Below are 19598 nucleotides of genomic sequence, written 5' to 3'. Positions count from 1 at the left end.
CAAGGCGGAGGCTTGAAGGCATAGTGGTGCTATGTCGAAAGTCTTCAACGCAGAGAAATCCCCTTTGAAACCCGCCCTTGGGGAGCATCTCAAGCGTTCCACTTCATCGTTTCATTAATTTGTAAGGGAATAAAACCCTTACTGCATTAATGCGCCTTGAATTGAAAAGCTTGAGCCGCTCTGTTTGATCACATAATTAATGTGATTGGTATTATGTTCCACGTGAAACAACTTTGAAGAAAATTTGTTTTTAAACAAATCATCTTTTCTCACACTCTGTAAACTGAATTAACCTAAGTTTTATCCCAAGCAAACTTGGCAAGGCTAGATCACAGGAGTAACATTAGCCCAATTTAATTTTTAAGAAGTTAATTCGAATGACTGATGTTTTCTCACAGGCCCAACACCAACTCGACGCACTTGGCTTACGTTGCCCTGAACCTGTAATGATGGTAAGAAAAACCGTGAGAAAAATGGCTGATGGTGAAACCTTACTTATCATCGCCGATGATCCAGCCACTACCAGAGATATTCCTAGTTTCTGCGAATTTATGGATCACACCCTAATCGCCAGTGACACCAGTAAAACACCTTACCAATATCTGCTTAAAAAAGGCCGCTGAAAATGACTGTCGCTTTAGTTTCTATTGCTTATAAAACCGTGAAACGCGGTCCAATGAATGAAGTGATAACGGCTAACGTGACCATAGATAAGGGGGTTGAAAATGATATTTTGGGCCGTCCAAGCAAGAGACAAGTAACAGTGTTATCCGAGCAACAATGGGATAAAGCCTGCGCTGCAATTAATGCCGACTTAAGCTGGCTCACACGCAGAGCGAATCTATTGATAAGCGGGCATGAATTTAGCGCCGCCGATGTCGGTAAGATTATTCAGATTGGTGATGATTTACGCTTATTAGTTACAGGCGAAACCGATCCTTGTCGCAAGATGGAGCAAAGCCATCCAGGTTTAGAGGGGGCACTTACCCCAGATTGGCGCGGAGGTGTTACCTGTAAAGTGTTGCACTCTGGGCTCATTTACCAAAATGATACTATTGTCATCGGCAAAAGTTAGATCTCTTTATCAGCTAATTTAATCGAGCACTTTGACTCGAATTCTAACTTGCCCACAAAACATACAAGCTGCAATTGCCTGTCATTATTTGAAACAGATTTAGGGTGTTACTTTACCTGTGAATATGGGATAAAGGGTAACTAAAAAAACACTCGACTGACTCAAGCCACTCGAGATACAAGACTTAGAAATGACACCAGATCCATTCAAAAACCTCCATTATTAAAAACACAAAAATTGGAATGCTAATGTTATCAATCAAATTTACCCCACTATATACGGCCATCGCATTAACACTTGGATGCTCATCATTAGTATATGCAGAAGATGAGGCACCGAAATGGCAAGTTAATGCCCCAGAACACGCACCATTAGAAAAGGCCTCCATTGATGTCAATGAAGGTACTTGGATGAATGTGAGTGTGTCTCCCGATGGAGAACATATAGTATTCGACCTACTCGGTGATATATACCAGATGCCGATTTCTGGAGGAGATGCCAAACCATTAGCCAAAGGTATCGCTTGGCAGATGCAACCTGTGTATAGCCCAGATGGTAAATATATTGCTTTCACCTCAGATGAAGATGGCGGTGACAATATTTGGGTAATGAATGCCGATGGTAGCAACCCACATCCAGTGACCAAGGAAACATTCCGCTTACTAAACAGTCCTGCATGGAGCCCAGACTCACAGTACTTAGTCGCTCGTAAACACTTCACCGCTAGCCGTAGTTTAGGCGCTGGTGAGGTCTGGTTGTACCATGTGGCTGGTGGTGAAGGCGTTAAACTTACCGAACGTCCTAACGATCAAAAAGATTTAGGTGAACCCGCATACTCACCGGATGGTCGCTATATTTACTTTAGCCAAGACGACACTCCAGGAAAAACCTTCCATTATTCAAAAGATTCCGTCAGTGGTATTTACAAGATTAAACGCTACGACACTCAAACGGGTGATATTGAAATTTTAGTTGAAGGTACAGGTGGTGCCATTAGACCCACACCTAGCCCTGATGGTAAAAAACTGGCTTATATCAAACGTGATGGTTTCCAATCCTCTCTCTATTTACTGGATTTGCAATCTGGTGAAACCAACAAACTGTATGCTGAACTCGACAGAGACATGCAAGAAACGTGGGCCATTCATGGTGTGTATCCAAGCATGGCTTGGACTCAAGATAATAGCAGCATTGTCTTCTGGGCCAAGGGTAAGATTAATAAACTCAAGCTTAAAGACTTATCGGTCAGCGATATTCCTTTTAAGGTCAAGGCGCAATTAGATATTCAGCCATCGGTGCGTTTCACACAAAACTTAGACCAAGACAAGTTTGATGTAAAAATGCTGCGTATGGCACAAGTATCACCAGATGGTAAGAAGGTGGTATTCGAAGCTCTAGGTAAGTTGTGGATCCGTGACATAGAAAATGACACTCAAGAACGTTTGACTCGACTCGATGATGATATCAACGAGCTATTCCCCCAGTGGTCACGTGATGGCAAGCAAATAGTGTTCACCACTTGGAATGATCAAGACCAAGGTACAGTCAGCCTGATAAGCGCCCGTGGTGGCAAAGCGACAAGGTTAACTAGCGAACCAGGTAAATATGTTGAACCAACGTTTGCTCCCAATGGTCAGTTTGTTGTGTACCGCAAGGCCAATGGCGGCAACATCACACCGAGAACTTGGTCTCAGGAAACTGGACTGTACAAGGTCGATGTCAAGGGTAAGCAGAATACTAAAATTACAGCTGAAGGTTATCAAGCACAGTTTGGTGCAGATACAGACCGAATCTTCTTTATGGAGCAAGGTGAAACGCCGCAGCTGTCTTCAATTCGAATCGATGGCTTTGACAAACGGGTGCATTACACCAGTGAGCATGCCACTGAATTTAGGGTTTCTCCCGATGGCGAACACTTGGCCTTTGCTGAACGCTTCCGTGTCTATGTCACTCCCTTTGCTAAACACGGTGAAACCATAGCCATAGGCCCTAAAGCCAGTAACCTTCCTGTGATCCAACTGAGCACCAGAGCAGGTGAAAGTATTAGTTGGGGCAATAACAGTGACAATCTATATTGGACACTGGGCCCTGAACTTTACCAAGCCAAAGTTGATACCCAATACGGCAAGAAAGATGATAAAAGTCAAGCAAAAATCACCAACATTGGCTTTAAACAAGATGCCTATGTTCCACGTGGAACCATAGCCTTCGTCGGTGGCACTGTTATTACTATGGAAGAAGATAAAGTCATAGATAAAGGCGTTGTCATCATCAAAGATAATAAAATTATTGCTGTCGGTGATGCTGCTACAAAAATACCTAATGGCGCTCAAGTGATAGACATCGCTGGTAAGAGTATCATGCCAGGTTTATTCGATGCCCATGCTCACGGTCCTCAGGCGGATGAAGAGATTATTCCACAGCAAAACTGGACCTTATACTCGGGCCTCTCTCTTGGGGTTACCGCTATTCATGACCCATCAAATGACACCACTGAAATCTTTGCCGCTTCAGAACAGCAGAAAGCCGGTAGCATAGTTGGGCCACGCATCTTCTCTACTGGAACCATACTCTACGGGGCCAATGCGCCAGGTTACACCTCCCACGTCGACTCCCTTGATGATGCAAAATTTCATTTAGAACGCTTGAAAAAAGTCGGCGCGTTTAGCGTTAAAAGCTATAACCAGCCACGACGTAATCAACGCCAACAAGTGATTGCCGCAGCCCGTGAGTTAGAAATGATGGTAGTGCCGGAAGGTGGAAGTTTGCTTCAGCATAACTTATCTATGGTGGTCGATGGTCACACTACCCTAGAGCATTCATTACCTGTTGGGGCTATCTATTCTGATATCAAACAATTATGGAGCCAGACTAAGGTGAGTTATACCCCCACCTTAGTGGTCGCCTATGGCGGTATCTCAGGGGAAAACTATTGGTACGATAAGACGGATGTCTGGGCACATCCAAGACTATCTGCTTATGTACCCGCCGATATTCTCCAAGCCCGCTCTATGCGTAGACCCACAGCACCAGATGGCCACTACAATCATTTCAATGTCGCCAAAGTTGCTAAGGCACTAAATGATGTTGGCGTTAAGGCAAATATAGGTGCTCATGGTCAGCGTGAAGGTTTAGCTGCCCATTGGGAAATGTGGATGTTCGCTCAAGGTGGCATGAGTAATCAAGAAGTGCTTAAGACTTCTACCATCAACCCAGCCACTACTTTTGGCATGGACCATCAACTCGGCTCGATTAAAACTGGTAAGCTTGCAGATCTGATTGTTATCGATGGCAATCCATTAGAGGATATTCGAGTGACTGATAAAGTTGTCTATACCATGACCAATGGCCGTTTATTCAATGCCGAGACCATGAATGAACTGAATGGTGACAAGCATCAACGTAATCCCTTCTTCTTTGAAAAGGCAAATAAACAATAACCCTCTGTTTATTCAACTTTTTGTTGAATAACGAGAGAGTATCTATACTTGTCTAGTACCTGCTATACAAGCTAGAAAAAAAGGTGTTCCACGTGGAACACCTTTTTTATTATTCATTCTATATTAATTTATATTACAACCCATTTTCTACTTCTCAGTTGCACAAAAACAATCTTGAGTATGATCGTTCACCATACCTACGGCTTGCATAAAGGCATAGCATATCGTCGGGCCAACAAAGTTAAAACCTAACTTTTTAAGTGCCTTAGACATGGCTTCAGACTCAGGGGTTTGTGCTGGCACATCTGCCATGGAGGAGAAATTATTTAGCTTAGGTGCGCCGCCAACAAAGGCCCATAGGAACTGGGAAAAATTAATCCCTTGTTGCTCCATGGCCAAATAGGCTTTGGCATTACGAATAATGGAATTCACTTTAAGACGATTACGCACTATACCTACATCTAACATTAACTCTTCAACTTTGGCATCATCAAATTCAGCGATTAACCTAGGGTCGAAGTTAGCAAATAGCCGCTCATAGTTTTGTTGTTTCTTTAGAATAGTGATCCAAGATAACCCCGCCTGTTGACCATCCAAGCAGAGTTTGGCGAATAATTGCTGACTATCGTACTCTGGCCTGCCCCAAACCTTGTCATGATAGTCTTGATAAAGCGGGTCATCACTGACCCAAGCACAGCGATTCACTTGCATGATACGGTATCCATTGGCGTTTTTAGTTATGCATTAAAAAATAACCTACATCTAGCCTGATCTACAAGGTATAATCAAAACCATTTTCTAATAGCCCGACAGCAGTAGACATGACGATGAAACACGACGTAAAGACATTTCAGGGATTCATACTGACCCTGCAAGAATATTGGGCGCAGCAAGGTTGCGCAATCGTTCAACCCTTGGACATGGAAGTAGGTGCTGGAACATTCCACCCGCAGACCTTCTTACGTTCATTAGGCCCAGAGCCAATGAGCAGCGCCTATGTTCAGCCTTCACGCCGCCCAACTGATGGCCGTTATGGTGAAAACCCTAATCGTCTACAGCACTATTATCAGTTCCAAGTGGTCCTTAAGCCATCACCGGATAATATCCAAGAACTCTATTTAGGTTCTTTACAAGCCTTAGGCATAGACACTCAAGTCCATGATATTCGTTTCGTTGAAGATAACTGGGAATCGCCAACATTGGGCGCCTGGGGCCTTGGCTGGGAAGTCTGGTTAAACGGCATGGAAGTGACACAGTTCACTTATTTCCAGCAAGTGGGTGGCATCGAATGCAGCCCTGTTACCGGTGAAATCACCTACGGTCTCGAGCGTCTGGCTATGTACATTCAAGAAGTCGACAGCGTCTATGACTTAGTCTGGACAGATGGTCCTATGGGCCGTGTTACCTATGGTGACATTTTCCATCAGAATGAAGTTGAGCAGTCGACCTATAACTTCGAGCACGCCGATGTAGACTTTATGTTTACCCTGTTCGATCAGTGCGAAAAAATGTGTCAGCACCTATTGAGCTTAGACAAACCACTGCCGCTGCCCGCCTACGAGCAAGTCATGAAAGCCTCACACGCATTCAACTTACTCGATGCGCGCCATGCCATTTCAGTTACCGAACGTCAGCGTTATATCCTTCGCGTTCGAGCCATGTCTAAAGGTGTTGCTGAATCATATTATCAAGCACGTGAAGCGCTTGGCTTCCCTTTGTGTAAGTAGAGGTCACAGATGAAATTTGAAAACTTACTCATAGAAATTGGTACCGAAGAGTTACCGCCGAAATCACTGCGTACCTTGGCCGATTCTTTCCTCGCTAACTTCAGTGATGAACTGGTAAAAGCCGATTTGCCGTTTACCGCAGCAACTTGGTATGCGGCCCCTCGCCGCCTAGCATTAAGCATCACAGGTCTAGCCGTAGCTCAAGCCGACAAAGTGGTTGAAAAACGTGGCCCAGCTGTGAGTTCAGCATTCGATGCAGACGGCAATCCAACTAAAGCAGCCCAAGGTTGGGCCCGTGGTAATGGCATTACTGTCGAGCAAGCTGAGCGCTTAGTAACAGATAAAGGCGAATGGTTAGTACATCAAGCTAAAGTGGTGGGTGTTCAGACTAACAGCCTGATTGCCGCTATGGCCCAACGTGCATTAGACAAATTACCTATCCCTAAGCCAATGCGCTGGGGTGCCAATAGCACCCAATTTATTCGTCCAGTACACACAGTGACTATGCTATTAGGCAGCGAATTAATTGGCGGTGAACTATTAGGTATTAAATCGGACCGTATCATTCGTGGTCACCGCTTTATGGGGCAAGCCAGTTTTCAGCTAGATCACGCCGATAACTATTTAAGCGCCCTAAAAGAGCAAGGCAAGGTACTGGCTGATTACCAGCTACGTAAAGCTATCATTAAAGCTGATGCTGAAGCGGCAGCGGCTAAGATAGGCGGTGTGGCTGATATTCAAGAAGACTTGTTAGAAGAAGTCGCCTCCTTGGTTGAATGGCCAATCGTGCTCACGGCAAGCTTTGAAGAAAAATTCTTAAATGTGCCTGCTGAAGCCTTGGTGTACACCATGAAGGGCGATCAGAAATACTTCCCAGTATTTGATAAGTCAGGCAAATTACTGCCTAACTTTATCTTCGTGACCAACATTGAATCAAAAGATCCACAGCAGATTATTTCTGGCAATGAGAAAGTGGTTCGCCCTCGTCTTGCCGATGCCGAATTCTTCTTTAACACAGATAAAAAGCACAGCTTGGCATCACGCCTTAGCAGCTTAGAAACTGTGGTATTCCAAAAACAACTGGGTACGCTAAAAGCGCGCGCCGAGCGTATATCACAGCTCGCAGGATTTATTGCGACTGAGTTAAATAACAATAATCTTGCCAGTAGTAGTGTCGACGCCGCTCGAGCAGGCTTGTTATCCAAAGCCGATTTAATGACTAATATGGTGATGGAGTTTACCGATACTCAAGGCACCATGGGCATGCATTATGCGCGCCTAGATGGTGAAACTGAAGCGGTAGCCATTGCCATTGAAGAGCAATATAAACCTAAGTTCTCTGGCGATACTGTGCCAACAGCGAGTGTCTCTTGTGCGGTCGCCTTAGCCGAAAAACTTGATACCTTAGTAGGTATTTTTGGTATTGGTCAAGCACCTAAAGGCGCTGCGGATCCGTTCGCACTTCGCCGCGCCGCCATTGGTATCTTACGTATTATTGTTGAGAACAAACTGCCGCTAGATTTAGTCGACCTTATTGCTAAGGCGCAGGCGCTTCACGGCACTAACCTCACCAATGGCAATACCAGTGAAGATGTACTGGAATTTTTAATGGCACGTTTCCGTAGCTGGTATCAAGATAAAGGCATTCAAGTGGATGTTATCTTGGCAGTATTGGCTCGTCGCCCTACGCGTCCAGCGGACTTTGACAGCCGCGTTAATGCGGTATCACACTTCCGTGGTTTAGAAGCCTCTACCGCACTTGCAGCAGCAAACAAACGCGTGTCTAACATCTTGGCTAAGGTTGAGGGCGAATTGCCTGCTAACGTGACCCCAAGCCTGCTAACCGAAACTGCAGAGAAAGCCCTAGCCGAGCAATTAGCAAGCTTGCAACCTAAGCTAGCGCCTTTGTTTGCAACAGGTGATTATCAGCAAGCACTGACATTATTGGCAGAGCTTCGTGAAAGCGTCGATCAATTCTTCGAAGATGTAATGGTAATGGCAGATGATGAAGCCTTAAAGAACAACCGTTTAGCTTTGTTAAACAACTTGCGTGAGCAGTTCTTGCACGTTGCCGACATTTCATTGTTGCAATAGGCTAAACACTAAGCCATTTTTGTACTACAAATAAAAAACGCGCCTAAATGGCGCGTTTTTTTGTTAGAGATTAAAACTATTATAGGACTGTTAAGCGGCTATTTTATTGCATCGACGCCTTATGCCTAAGCCGGCTAACAAGAGTAAACTCAAACTGCCTAAGCTACCACCACCCGAACTGGGTTCTACAACTTTCACCTCAGGGAGAGCAACCACTGCGGCTTTCACAGTTATCGTCACGCTGGCTTGAGTGCTACTTTGCAGCGCATCCGTAGCTGTCACAGTGAACACTAAACTCGCATCCATCGCTGGGGCAACAAATTGAGCACTCGCCGTATTAGCATTACTCAAGGTCACACTTTCACCGCTAGTTTGCTGCCATGCATAGCTAATGGCATCATTTTCAGCATCCGTTGCTTGTGCTGTTAAGGTCACGGTTGCCCCCCCATTAACCTCACGGTTCTCCCCCGCACTGACTGTGGGCGCAGTGTTAAGTCTATCGTTATCGGTTAGGGTTACGGTTAAGCTCGCAGTGGAGATTTGGCTACCCGCTAAACTTCCCAGTGTAACCAAAAAATCCTCATCAGCTTCGATATCAGTATCTTCTAGGGTGTTAACTTGGATGTGCTTCACTTGGCTATCACCATCGCCCCACACCAACTCACCGGAAAGCGCCTCTACGTCTTGACCTACTATAGCCGTGCCACTTTCAAGGCCATAGGCAAGCCTAAGCTCGCCAGCACTGCCGCCACTTCTTAATACAGCAACACTCAGACTCGCCCCCTCAACCACAGAGGCTGTAGCACTGGCAAAGCCCAAACTGCCTGCTTGAGGCACATCCTCACCAATATTAAGTTGATGATAACTTGGGCTCGCAAGCGTTAGACCGCCTCTAGGATCAAATAAGCGCACAAACGCCAATAGCGCTTTATTCTGGCCGCTATCTAAGGTTGTGATACTGATTTGTTTGGCATTATGATCATCAGCCGCCCAAGATAATCTGCCATTCACAGCTTCAAAATCACGCCCTGCTACGGCGGTTGCCGACAAAGTTTCAAAACCGACACTCACAACGCCACTACCTTGAGGGCGCTGCACGCTAATATTCATCACATCGCCAGCATTACTGGCAGATGCGGCAGCGACAAAGGAACTTGAACCTTGAGCACTATTTAAGCTTTTGTCCCTAAGAATATACAGGCCACTGTTAATATCACTGGCAAGCACTAAGCCTGATGGTAAATAGGGATACACCCCCCACACTCCATTAAACGCATTACTATCGGAGGCGGGAAAGGTATCGAAATAGCCTACTTCCTTAGGATCATCGGCTTGGCTAATATCCAATATGGTTACCCCACGCTGATAGTTAGACATGTAATAACGATTGCCTCTGACAAAACCGTTGTGATCTATGGCTTTAGTCGGCCCACTCCAAACTTTGACTAAATCTGGCGCACCTAAGTCATCGACGTTAAATACCCTTAGGGTGGTATTCAGACCAGCTCTTTGCTCATCGAGCTCATCATGAACAAACACATAGCGTTTATCTTCACTCCACCAACCAGAGTGAACATATTCGGCATTGGCATAGGTGACGTCTGATAAGGTTTTACTGCTGGCAGGAGTGGTGATATTCCACAACCTCATGCTAGTTTCATTGAAATCCATCAGCACGGTACAAATTTGCGTCTGACAACTGGCCTGTGCCCTCGCATCGTCCACCACCATAGAACTGACATCGTGGGTATAATCGGCTCGCGTTGCACCGCTATGGCTAAAACTTACACTCAACTTTGCGGGGTTAGTTAAGGAATAACTCTTAAATGCGCCGCCTGCACTATTTTGACCCACAATGTGCAGTTGGGGAGTTAAACCCGTTAATGCTGTGTTAGTCGTGTAATCAAGATTACTGATATAGACATTGTGCGCAGAGCCTTCGACCGTGTCGGTCGCCAGCTTAGATATCGAGTGAGGTAACTGACTTAAATCGATAATTTGTATATTATCTGAACCTTCAGATGTCACATAGGCATTGGCTTTCCAGCGCGAAACACTGGCATCGAACCATTGGTAAACCTTGATATCACGCCAAGTGGTACGACTCCCAGTAACTGTACCCACTTCCACTGGGTTGGCAGGATCACTAAGGTTCATTACCACAGTGCCATTCACTAACCCTATGATGGCGTACTCAGTGCCAGTATTAAGATCAACATGGCCCCAAATATCATTGGCAGCATTGGGCTTTGAAGAAAAGCTGCCTAAGGCAATATGAGAGACTAAATCTATGGCATTACAATTAAAGCCTGCCGCTTTGCCTGCTGTACAAGTTGCGCTGGCATGATCTTGTTGTAAGCCTTGCTGGGTTGCCAGCATTTCATCGAGTTCAGTGCCGTACTGACCGATACCATCACTTATCACCCTAAAGCCTCTCGCTTCCAGGCGCTGTGCAAACTCAGAAGGCACCCCCGTTAAAACTGTGGTATTGAGCTGTGGAGCTTGAGACAAGTAATGATCGTAACGATTGAATCCCCCCATTACCGGGACGATTTCACTGGTGAGCAAAAACAACTCATCGATATCGCGAATTTGATAATAACCATCGGCCACTAATACCCTATCCCCTTTATTAGCGTGAGTTACCGCATAAGCAATCGTTTGGCATGGGCGCAAGGCGTTGTCACAGAAGCCAACATCTTGACCTTTTTCACTCACAAAGCGCGCCTTGTCATGCTCAGAATGCGCAAAAGCGCCTTGGCTCAGAAAGCCTGCCAATGACAACAAACCTATGCCAAAAGTATATGGCTTAATTAATAGGGTAAACGCCATCTGAAACTCCATTTTTAGCGCACCATTTTGCTAACAGCATGATAAGCGTTACACAAACAGTGCATTTAGCGTGGTATATTTGTAGGATGCCTAAAAGTAACACATAAACAACAAGACACTAACATGCGATTTATCACTTTTGCCCTTAACATCCTGACTTCAAAGGGCCGTACACTAGGCTTATTATCACTGTTATTATCCTTAGCAGGCCTATTAACGGCCTGCTCAAAAAAACCAAACCAGCTCACAGTGCAGCTCCTGTGGCAAGGGCAGCCAATGGGTTGCCATTCAAGCATAAAACCCCACTGGCAATTAGAGCAAGTTCAGCTCTTTTTAAGCAATTTCAGCCTAGATGGACAGCCCCAGGCATTGAGTAAAGAAACTGTAGGCGCGAGTAAATATCAGCAAGCCAGTGTCGCCTTATTAGGCAGTGACTGCCAAGGCGAGCAAAACTGGCTGCTTAGTTTTGATAAAGCATTAAAACCTGGGCTGATGACTTTCGAGCTGGGGGTGCCGTTTGAGTTAAATCATGGCAATCCGTTATTGGCTGAAACGCCATTAAATCAAAGTGACATGTTTTGGACTTGGCAGCAAGGCCATAAATTCCTGAGAATTGATCTCGCTAAGACCTTATTAACTGAGCCTGCTGTTGGCAAGCAAACGGGCTGGCAATTCCATTTAGGCTCTGTGGCTTGTCAATCCGCCAGTGTAATGCGCTCACCGACTCAAGCTTGTAAACAGCCAAATAGAGCCAAATTTAGCTTAGATTACCAAGGGCAACATCAGTTAAATCTCGACTTAGCAGTCCTGCTTGCCCCGCTGCTCGATGACCCCCAATTATCTCAGCAATCTTGCATGTCCGACTCAGCAAGTAAAACTTGTCAGTTACTATTTTCCCGCCTAGGCCTAGGTCAGGCGTTACCGTTTGAGACACAGCAGCTGAGTATTAATGCCATTGAGCCTGTGGCGCCTCTTTGGTGGTTTAACTAATGCCATTTAAAAGCCAGAAAAGTAGACTAGGCACCTTAAGCATCTGCCTTTTAGTTATCACAAGTTTAGCGGCCTGTGACCAAGCAGCTACCGTGGTAAAACATGATGCTTATCAATGGTCCATTCCTGCAGGATTCCCAAAACCCACAGTGCCGCAAGATAACCCTATGTCGACGGCGAAAGTCAGCTTAGGTCGCTATTTATTTTATGATAAAAACCTTTCAATGGATCAGTCTCAAAGCTGCGCCAGTTGTCATCTTCAGTCACAGGCTTTCGCCGAAAAACTTGTGGTTTCTATTGGCAGCACAGGGGAGCACCATAGGCGCAATGCACCGGCACTGGTTAACATTGCCTACAATAAGACATTAACTTGGGCCCATGATGGATTGACTGAGCTTGAGCAGCAGATTTTACTGCCGCTATTTGGCGAGCAGCCCATTGAACTAGGTGCTGGCGGCAATGAAGCGCAGATCTTGAGTCGCCTGCAACAGGGACCTTACCCAAAACTGCTACAAGATGCCTTTCCCGAGCATCAAGGTCCAATGAACTTTGTGCATGTGACTCAGGCATTAGCCAGTTTTGTTCGCAGCCTGATTTCATTAAACTCCCCCTTCGATGATTATGCCTACCGCGGCCAAGACTCGGCGCTTTCAGAGACACAACTTGCCGGCATGGGATTATTTTTTTCTGAAAAATTCGAATGTCATCATTGTCATGGCGGCTTTAATTTTACTCAATCCACCAGTCATGAGAAACAGCCGCTAGATAGAAGACCCTTTCACAACACAGGCCTTTACTACACCAAGAGAATAGGATTAACAACAACAAAGGAAGTAAGCATTCACTACGGCTATCCAGAAATTGACCGCGGTTTAGCTGAAGTTAGCACAAACCCTAAGGATGATGGCAGGTTTCGCGCCCCAAGCCTTAGGAATATCAGTTTAACCGCCCCCTATATGCATGATGGCAGTGTGGCGACACTGGCGGAGGTCATAGATATTTACGCCGCTGGTGGCCGTAATGTCACCACTGGCGAGCATCAAGGCGATGGCCGAAACAATCCACTGAAAAGCCCTTTCATCAAAGGTTTTGACATAAGTGAGCAGGAAAAAATACAGCTGTTGGCCTTCTTAGAAAGCTTAACAGACAGTGACTTTATCACGGCGCCACCACTGAGTGACCCTTGGCCAGAAGCGGAAAAATAAAAGTGACAAGATCAAAAAAGGGAAAGCCTAGGCTTTCCCTTTTTATTTGCAGCGATGGGATTAAGCCGGAAGGCTTAAAGCGCTAATATTTAAACGTCCATTTTTATACATCTAGGTTAGCCACGTTCAAGGCGTTAGCCTCGATAAACTCACGTCGCGGCTCTACCTGATCGCCCATCAATGTGGTGAACAGTTGATCTGCACCCACAGCATCTTCAATGGTAACCCGTAGCATACGGCGAGTCTCAGGGTCCATTGTGGTTTCCCACAATTGCTCAGGGTTCATTTCACCCAAACCTTTGTATCGCTGAATGTAAAGGCCGCGCTTAGCTTCGCTTATCATCCAATCTAACGCTTCGAGGAAGGTCTCAACTTCTTTAACCTTCTCACCGCGCTGAACATAACCGCCTTCTTCAACCATACCATCCAGAGCTGCACCTAACTTAGCGATGCGCTGATAATCCAGAGAGTGGAAGAAGTCATAGCCAAACAAGTATTCGGTATCAATACCGTGCTTACGAATAACCATCTTAGGCAGGTAAACTTTACGCTCCATATCAAACTCGGTCACCATGTCGTAGATCACGCCATTGGTTTCAAGCTCTATTAGATCCGCCACAAACTCTGCGCACCAAGCTTTCATCTGAGTCTCATCCGCCAACATAGCGCCGGTAACCTCTGGGTGATACAGCATGCGGTTAAGCACTATGCTTGGATAGCGTTTCTCTAAGCGAGCTATGATAGTTTCAACTTCACGATACTGGGCCACTAAACGCTCTAATGGCTCACCTGTCATACCTGGCGCACCCTGAGTTGGGTAGATTCGAGTACCATCTAACGCCTGAGTGGTTAAGTATTCAGTTAAGGCTGGCTCATCTTTAAGGTACTGCTCTTGCTTACCCTTTTTCACCTTGAATAACGGTGGCTGAGCGATATAAATATAACCACGCTCGATAAGCTCAGGCATTTGACGGAAGAAAAAGGTCAACAGCAAGGTACGAATGTGCGAGCCGTCGACGTCAGCATCCGTCATGATGATGATGTTATGATAACGGGTCTTTTCTGGGTCGTATTCATCACGGCCGATACCACAACCTAATGCTGTGATAAGGGTTGCCACTTCTTGAGAAGATAACATCTTATCAAAACGAGCTTTTTCTACGTTTAGAATTTTACCTTTTAGTGGCAAAATTGCTTGGTTTTTACGGTTACGTCCCTGCTTGGCGCTACCGCCAGCAGAGTCCCCTTCCACTATGTAGATTTCTGAAAGACCTGGGTCTTTTTCTTGGCAATCCGCAAGCTTTCCTGGCAAACCACCTAAATCTAACGCGCCTTTACGGCGGGTCATTTCACGGGCTTTACGGGCCGCTTCACGGGCACGAGCTGCATCGACAATCTTGCCAACAATCAGCTTAGCATCGGCAGGGTTTTCCAATAGGTAATCATTAAGCTGCTCACCCATGGTTTGTTCAACCGCACTTTTCACTTCGCTAGAGACTAGCTTGTCTTTAGTTTGTGAGCTGAACTTAGGATCTGGGACTTTAACCGATATAACCGCAGTTAACCCTTCACGGGCATCATCACCTGTGGCACTGGTTTTACCTTTCTTATTGAAGCCTTCACGCTCCATATAAGTATTTAGGTTACGAGTTAACGCACCTCTAAAACCGGCTAAGTGAGTACCACCATCGCGCTGGGGAATGTTATTAGTGAAGCAATAAATATTTTCTTGATAACCGTCATTCCACTGCATCGCCACTTCGACGGTAATGCCATCTTCACGCTCATGAGCAAAATGGAATACGTCTTTGTTAACTGGTGTCTTGTTGCGGTTCAAATAAGTCACGAATGCGCTGATGCCGCCTTCGTATTTAAAGAATTCGTTTTTGTTGTCGCGCTCATCAATCAGGCGAATACCTACACCTGAGTTAAGGAAAGACAGTTCGCGAACACGCTTAGCCAAGATATCGAAATGGAACTCTAGATTAGTGAAGGTTTCACCACTGGGCCAGAAACGAATTTCAGTACCGGTTTTAATTGCATCACCAATCGCAGCGATAGGCGCATCGGGCACGCCCATGGTATAAAATTGCTCATAAATCTTGCCGCCACGACGAATAGTCAGCTGCAGCTTGTGTGATAGTGCGTTAACAACCGACACACCCACACCGTGCAAACCACCGGACACTTTATAAGAGTTATCATCGAACTTACCGCCGGCATGCAATACCGTCATAATAACTTCGGCAGCTGAGACCCCTTCTTCCTCATGGATAGCGACAGGAATACCACGGCCATCATCTTGCACTGACACTGAGCCATCTGTATGTATGGTGATGGTGATATCACTACAGTGGCCGGCCAAGGCTTCATCGATAGAGTTATCGACTACTTCGAACACCATGTGGTGAAGACCCGTACCATCATCAGTATCACCAATGTACATACCAGGTCTCTTGCGTACTGCATCAAGGCCTTTTAATACCTTGATACTCGAAGAATCGTAACTATTCTCAGACATATTTCTCTCTCGTTATTATTCAATTACCGTCACTCGCCCTTGTTCCACATGAAACACTTTATTAGGAGGGCTAGCTAACGAATCGACTATTGCCGCAGGTTCGATGGCGGTGACAAATATTTGTGCACCAGTCTCGGTTAACTGCTTGAGCAATAGCTGCCTATGCTGTGCATCCAATTCGGATGGCAAATCATCCACTAGGTAAATGCTCTGCTTATCTTTTTGTTGTTTAAGCAACTTTCCCTGTGCAATACGCAGCGCACAGACTAACAATTTTAACTGTCCACGGGACAAGGCATCCTGCACGGGTAAGTTTCCGACACGCAGTCTTAAATCTGCTTTGTGCGGTCCACTCACTGTATGGCCTGTGGCTAAATCTCTAGAATATTGGCTTTCGAGTAATAGGGCTAAATCCGTTTTACTGTCCCATCCTCGTGTAAATGAAATGCTGATATTCACTTGAGGTAAAAACTCTTCGATTATACCCTTAAGTAGCTCATTTAACGAGTCTACATAGTGATTTCGTATCTGGGTAACCTGTTCAGCATAACGCACCAACTCCTTATCCCAAAATAGAATATTCCCATAGGAAGAACCATTTCTAAGCAGTTGATTTCTCTGCTTTAATATTCGCTTTACATTGGACCAAGCCGTGTAGAATTGCTCATCCGAGTGAAATGCGCCCCAGTCGACAAACTGACGCCTAGCCTTAGGGCCTTCAAATAGCAGCGAAAAACTCTCAGGGGTGATCACTTGTATGGGTAAAGTTTCGGCCAATGTGGATAACCGCTTAACCCTGTCACCATCAATTTTGACTTCAATTTCGCCATTTCGGTGGCGACGTAAGCCGACCTTGCTCTCACCATTATGATGACTGAGTTGTGCAAATAGGGTGAGTTTGTCCTCATCATGGCGGATAACGCGCTGGGACAAATGGCTGCGAAAAGAGCGACCCATACCGAGGAAATAAATCGCTTCAAGCACGCTAGTTTTACCACTGCCATTGTGGCCATAAATTAAGTTCAAGCCTTCACTTGGCAACAGGTTAGCCGCGGCAATATTACGAAACGATTCTATGCTAATCCGCTGTAAACTCATGCAAACCTATTTTGAGAAAACCAAGTGGGAAAACCAAGGGGAACAAGAGACAAAGAAGGTGCCAAAGCACCTTCTTTTATGGGCCTTGCGGTTACGTATTATAAACGCATCGGCATCACCACATACATGGAATCTTCTTCCTTGTGGTTTTCTATCAAGGCGCTGGAATTACCGTCTATAAGAGTAATACGCACATCTTCGCTGGCTAAATTATTAAGCACATCTAGCAAGTAACTGACGTTAAAACCAATCTCAAGATTTGCCGAATCATAGTCAACGTCTATGATTTCCTCGGCTTCTTCTTGTTCAGGGTTATTAGCCGTTATCCGCAATAAGCCTGGTTCCAACTGAATACGCACACCGCGAAACTTTTCATTAGACAAAATAGAGGCGCGAGTGAGTGCCTGTTTAAGTTGCTGACGACTGGCGACCACCACTTTATCACCGCCTTTAGGTAATACGCGGCGATAATCAGGAAAACGGCCATCCACTAGCTTACTGGTGAACACTGCAGTGTCGGTAACGGCACGAATGGCGCTCTCGCCAATGGCAATGCTGATGTCTTTATCATCGCTATCTAATAAACGTGACATTTCAACCACACCTTTACGGGGCACAATCACTTGTTTCTCGGGTAAGCTGACGTCTATTTGTCTATGACTTAATGCCAATCTGTGACCATCTGTGGCAATGGCTTTTAAGGTGTTACCTTCGGTTTCAAACAATAAACCATTGAGGTAATAACGCACATCTTGGTTAGCCATGGAAAACTGGGTCGAATCTATGATCGACTTAAGCACGCCTTGCTTAATGGTGAATTCAATTTCTGCTTGAAAGGCTTCCACATTGGGATAATCTGATGCTGGCAGCGTCGCCAAGGTAAAACGGCTGCGACCCGAGCGCAATAACCAACGGTTATCTTGCTGTTCCACATGCAGTTCACTTTGCTCTGGTAATGATTTGACGATATCGAGTAACTTTTTAGCTGGCACTGTGGTGTTACCAGGGACTATGTCCCCATGAATAGCGGCTTGACCCACGAGCTCAACTTCTAAATCTGTCCCGGTAAGACTAATTACGTCTTGGCTAACCTTAACCAGCAAGTTAGCTAAAATAGGCAAATTATGACGACGTTCGACAGCACCTGTAACCAATTGAAGTGGTTTTAATAGGGCGTCCCTATCGATAGAAAATTTCATTTGGTCTAAATTCCCTAGATTAAGAAGATAAAGTTCTAATCAAATTAGCATAATCTTCTTTAATGTCATGACTTTCTTCACGTAATTGTGCAATTTTGCGGCATGCATGCAATACAGTCGTATGGTCGCGACCACCAAATGCATCACCAATTTCCGGTAAACTTTGATTGGTGAGTTCCTTTGAAAGCGCCATGGCAACCTGTCTTGGTCTTGCCACACTACGTGAACGTCGCTTAGACAACATATCAGCCATCTTGATCTTATAATACTCGGCGACAGTCTTTTGTATATTGTCTATTGTTACTAATTTTTCTTGTAGCGCTAACAAATCTCTTAAGGCTTCACGGACAAAATCTATGGTAATAGGTCTGCCAGTAAAGTTTGCGTTAGCGATAACCCTATTTAATGCCCCTTCTAATTCGCGCACATTAGAGCGCAAACGCTTAGCGACGAAAAAGGCCACTTCATCGGGTAAATTAATGCCGCTCTCTTGGGCTTTACGCATCAAGATCGCCACACGGGTTTCTAATTCTGGTGGCTCGATAGCCACTGTCAGTCCCCAACCAAAGCGAGACTTTAATCTATCTTCAACGCCGTCGATCTCTTTTGGATATCTATCAGAGGTTAAGATGATCTGATGATTACCTTCTAATAACGCATTAAAGGTATGGAAGAATTCTTCTTGGGATCTGTCTTTGTTGGCAAAGAATTGAATGTCATCGATAAACAAGGCATCAACACTGCGATAATAACGCTTAAATTCTTCGATGGCGTTATTTTGTAGGGCTTTAACCATGTCCTGCACAAATCTTTCTGAGTGCATGTACACCACTTTGGCATTAGGATTATTCTTAATAATGCCATTACCCACAGCATGTAATAAGTGGGTTTTACCTAAACCAGTACCACCATACAAAAATAATGGGTTGTAAGCGCCGCCTGGATTCTCAGCCACTTGCATCGCTGCAGCTTTACCTAATTGGTTTGATTTACCTTCAACGAAGTTATCAAACTGGTAAGTGGGGTTGATGTTACTACGATGATTAGCATTGGCCATAGGCTCGGCTTGGATATTAAATGCCGTGCCAACGCGGGCTTTAGTCTGGGTGTGGCCTGTTGTAGGTCTAGGAGCGGCTGGGGCTGGCTGGACAGTGCGAGCAGAAGGACGACTACCAATATCGAAACGCAGTTTAGGGGCATTACTACCCATCTGCTCAGTAAAAAACTGATTGATAATATTGATGTACTTATCCCTAACCCAATCGAGTACAAAACGATTAGGTGCATATAGCACTAGAGTATCGCCATCCATTTCAGCTTGTAACGGACGGATCCACATACTGAACTGCTGAGCCGATAACTCATCTTGTAGTCTTCCGATACATTGTTGCCAAAGTGAAACCGCCACTTAACTCTA

Annotated in this window: 13 protein-coding genes; 7 read left to right on the top strand and 6 right to left on the bottom strand. The window is 45.3% G+C overall.

Going from position 1 to position 19598, the window contains the following annotated elements; all coding sequences use genetic code 11:
• The first annotated feature begins 377 nt into the window (after positions 1-377).
• The 3 genes from tusA to SDEN_RS00055 all read left to right on the top strand — a co-directional run bounded on the left by tusA (position 378) and on the right by SDEN_RS00055 (position 4515).
• Positions 378-623: a sulfurtransferase TusA gene (gene tusA, locus SDEN_RS00065; protein ID WP_011494479.1), complete on the top strand. Its 246-nt coding sequence runs from the start codon at positions 378-380 to the stop codon at positions 621-623.
• 2 nt (positions 624-625) lie between these two features.
• A complete protein-coding gene (locus tag SDEN_RS00060; protein WP_011494478.1) occupies positions 626-1075 on the top strand; it encodes an MOSC domain-containing protein in 450 nt (149 codons plus the stop codon).
• Between the two features lie 248 nt (positions 1076-1323).
• Positions 1324-4515 carry an amidohydrolase family protein gene (locus SDEN_RS00055; protein WP_041405605.1) on the top strand — a complete coding sequence of 1064 codons (3192 nt, stop codon included), beginning with the start codon at positions 1324-1326 and terminating at the stop codon, positions 4513-4515.
• A 147-nt stretch (positions 4516-4662) separates the two neighbouring features.
• On the opposite strand, the gene SDEN_RS00050 is transcribed toward SDEN_RS00055, so the two are convergent.
• Positions 4663-5226, bottom strand: a complete 564-nt coding sequence (locus SDEN_RS00050) for a DNA-3-methyladenine glycosylase I (protein WP_011494476.1) — start codon at positions 5224-5226, stop codon at positions 4663-4665.
• Positions 5227-5336: 110 nt separating this feature from the next.
• Here SDEN_RS00050 and glyQ point away from each other — a divergent pair, with 110 nt between their 5' ends.
• Both glyQ and glyS read left to right on the top strand, forming a co-directional pair.
• Positions 5337-6242, top strand: coding sequence for a glycine--tRNA ligase subunit alpha (glyQ, locus tag SDEN_RS00045; protein WP_011494475.1), 906 nt, complete (start codon positions 5337-5339; stop codon positions 6240-6242).
• A 9-nt stretch (positions 6243-6251) separates the two neighbouring features.
• The gene (gene glyS / locus SDEN_RS00040) at positions 6252-8336 is read left to right on the top strand and encodes a glycine--tRNA ligase subunit beta (protein ID WP_011494474.1); all 2085 of its coding nucleotides are present in this window, start codon (positions 6252-6254) and stop codon (positions 8334-8336) included.
• A gap of 90 nt (positions 8337-8426) precedes the next feature.
• Here glyS and SDEN_RS00035 read toward each other — a convergent pair whose 3' ends face one another.
• The gene (locus SDEN_RS00035; RefSeq protein WP_011494473.1) at positions 8427-11168 is read right to left on the bottom strand and encodes a choice-of-anchor B family protein; all 2742 of its coding nucleotides are present in this window, start codon (positions 11166-11168) and stop codon (positions 8427-8429) included.
• A gap of 123 nt (positions 11169-11291) precedes the next feature.
• Here SDEN_RS00035 and SDEN_RS19665 point away from each other — a divergent pair, with 123 nt between their 5' ends.
• Together SDEN_RS19665 and SDEN_RS00025 are read left to right on the top strand one after the other, a co-directional pair.
• Positions 11292-12158, top strand: coding sequence for an MbnP family copper-binding protein (locus SDEN_RS19665; RefSeq protein WP_049762884.1), 867 nt, complete (start codon positions 11292-11294; stop codon positions 12156-12158).
• The gene (locus tag SDEN_RS00025; RefSeq protein WP_011494471.1) at positions 12158-13363 is read left to right on the top strand and encodes an MbnH family di-heme enzyme; all 1206 of its coding nucleotides are present in this window, start codon (positions 12158-12160) and stop codon (positions 13361-13363) included. The genes SDEN_RS19665 and SDEN_RS00025 overlap by 1 nt, the downstream gene beginning before the upstream one ends.
• Positions 13364-13466: 103 nt before the next feature.
• On the opposite strand, the gene gyrB is transcribed toward SDEN_RS00025, so the two are convergent.
• The 4 genes from gyrB to dnaA form a co-directional block, all read right to left on the bottom strand.
• The gene (gyrB, locus tag SDEN_RS00020; protein ID WP_011494470.1) at positions 13467-15884 is read right to left on the bottom strand and encodes a DNA topoisomerase (ATP-hydrolyzing) subunit B; all 2418 of its coding nucleotides are present in this window, start codon (positions 15882-15884) and stop codon (positions 13467-13469) included.
• Positions 15885-15899: 15 nt separating this feature from the next.
• Positions 15900-16982 carry a DNA replication/repair protein RecF gene (gene recF, locus SDEN_RS00015; RefSeq protein ID WP_011494469.1) on the bottom strand — a complete coding sequence of 361 codons (1083 nt, stop codon included), beginning with the start codon at positions 16980-16982 and terminating at the stop codon, positions 15900-15902.
• Between the two features lie 98 nt (positions 16983-17080).
• Positions 17081-18181, bottom strand: coding sequence for a DNA polymerase III subunit beta (gene dnaN, locus SDEN_RS00010; RefSeq protein ID WP_011494468.1), 1101 nt, complete (start codon positions 18179-18181; stop codon positions 17081-17083).
• A 19-nt stretch (positions 18182-18200) separates the two neighbouring features.
• Positions 18201-19589, bottom strand: a complete 1389-nt coding sequence (dnaA, locus tag SDEN_RS00005; RefSeq protein WP_011494467.1) for a chromosomal replication initiator protein DnaA — start codon at positions 19587-19589, stop codon at positions 18201-18203.
• Between the last annotated feature and the right edge of the window lie 9 nt (positions 19590-19598).

It is taken from the genome of Shewanella denitrificans OS217 (assembly GCF_000013765.1).
Classification (GTDB): domain Bacteria; phylum Pseudomonadota; class Gammaproteobacteria; order Enterobacterales; family Shewanellaceae; genus Shewanella; species Shewanella denitrificans.
This window is presented reverse-complemented; position numbering and strand designations above follow the sequence as displayed.

What these genes read in the sequence shown, in the direction of transcription:
- tusA (WP_011494479.1), top strand. Translation starts at nt 378, where the DNA reads ATGACTGATGTTTTCTCACAGGCCCAACACCAACTCGACGCACTTGGC.
- SDEN_RS00060 (WP_011494478.1), top strand. Translation starts at nt 626, where the DNA reads ATGACTGTCGCTTTAGTTTCTATTGCTTATAAAACCGTGAAACGCGGT.
- SDEN_RS00055 (WP_041405605.1), top strand. Translation starts at nt 1,324, where the DNA reads ATGTTATCAATCAAATTTACCCCACTATATACGGCCATCGCATTAACA.
- SDEN_RS00050 (WP_011494476.1), bottom strand. Translation starts at nt 5,226, where the DNA reads ATGCAAGTGAATCGCTGTGCTTGGGTCAGTGATGACCCGCTTTATCAA.
- glyQ (WP_011494475.1), top strand. Translation starts at nt 5,337, where the DNA reads ATGACGATGAAACACGACGTAAAGACATTTCAGGGATTCATACTGACC.
- glyS (WP_011494474.1), top strand. Translation starts at nt 6,252, where the DNA reads ATGAAATTTGAAAACTTACTCATAGAAATTGGTACCGAAGAGTTACCG.
- SDEN_RS00035 (WP_011494473.1), bottom strand. Translation starts at nt 11,168, where the DNA reads ATGGCGTTTACCCTATTAATTAAGCCATATACTTTTGGCATAGGTTTG.
- SDEN_RS19665 (WP_049762884.1), top strand. Translation starts at nt 11,292, where the DNA reads ATGCGATTTATCACTTTTGCCCTTAACATCCTGACTTCAAAGGGCCGT.
- SDEN_RS00025 (WP_011494471.1), top strand. Translation starts at nt 12,158, where the DNA reads ATGCCATTTAAAAGCCAGAAAAGTAGACTAGGCACCTTAAGCATCTGC.
- gyrB (WP_011494470.1), bottom strand. Translation starts at nt 15,884, where the DNA reads ATGTCTGAGAATAGTTACGATTCTTCGAGTATCAAGGTATTAAAAGGC.
- recF (WP_011494469.1), bottom strand. Translation starts at nt 16,982, where the DNA reads ATGAGTTTACAGCGGATTAGCATAGAATCGTTTCGTAATATTGCCGCG.
- dnaN (WP_011494468.1), bottom strand. Translation starts at nt 18,181, where the DNA reads ATGAAATTTTCTATCGATAGGGACGCCCTATTAAAACCACTTCAATTG.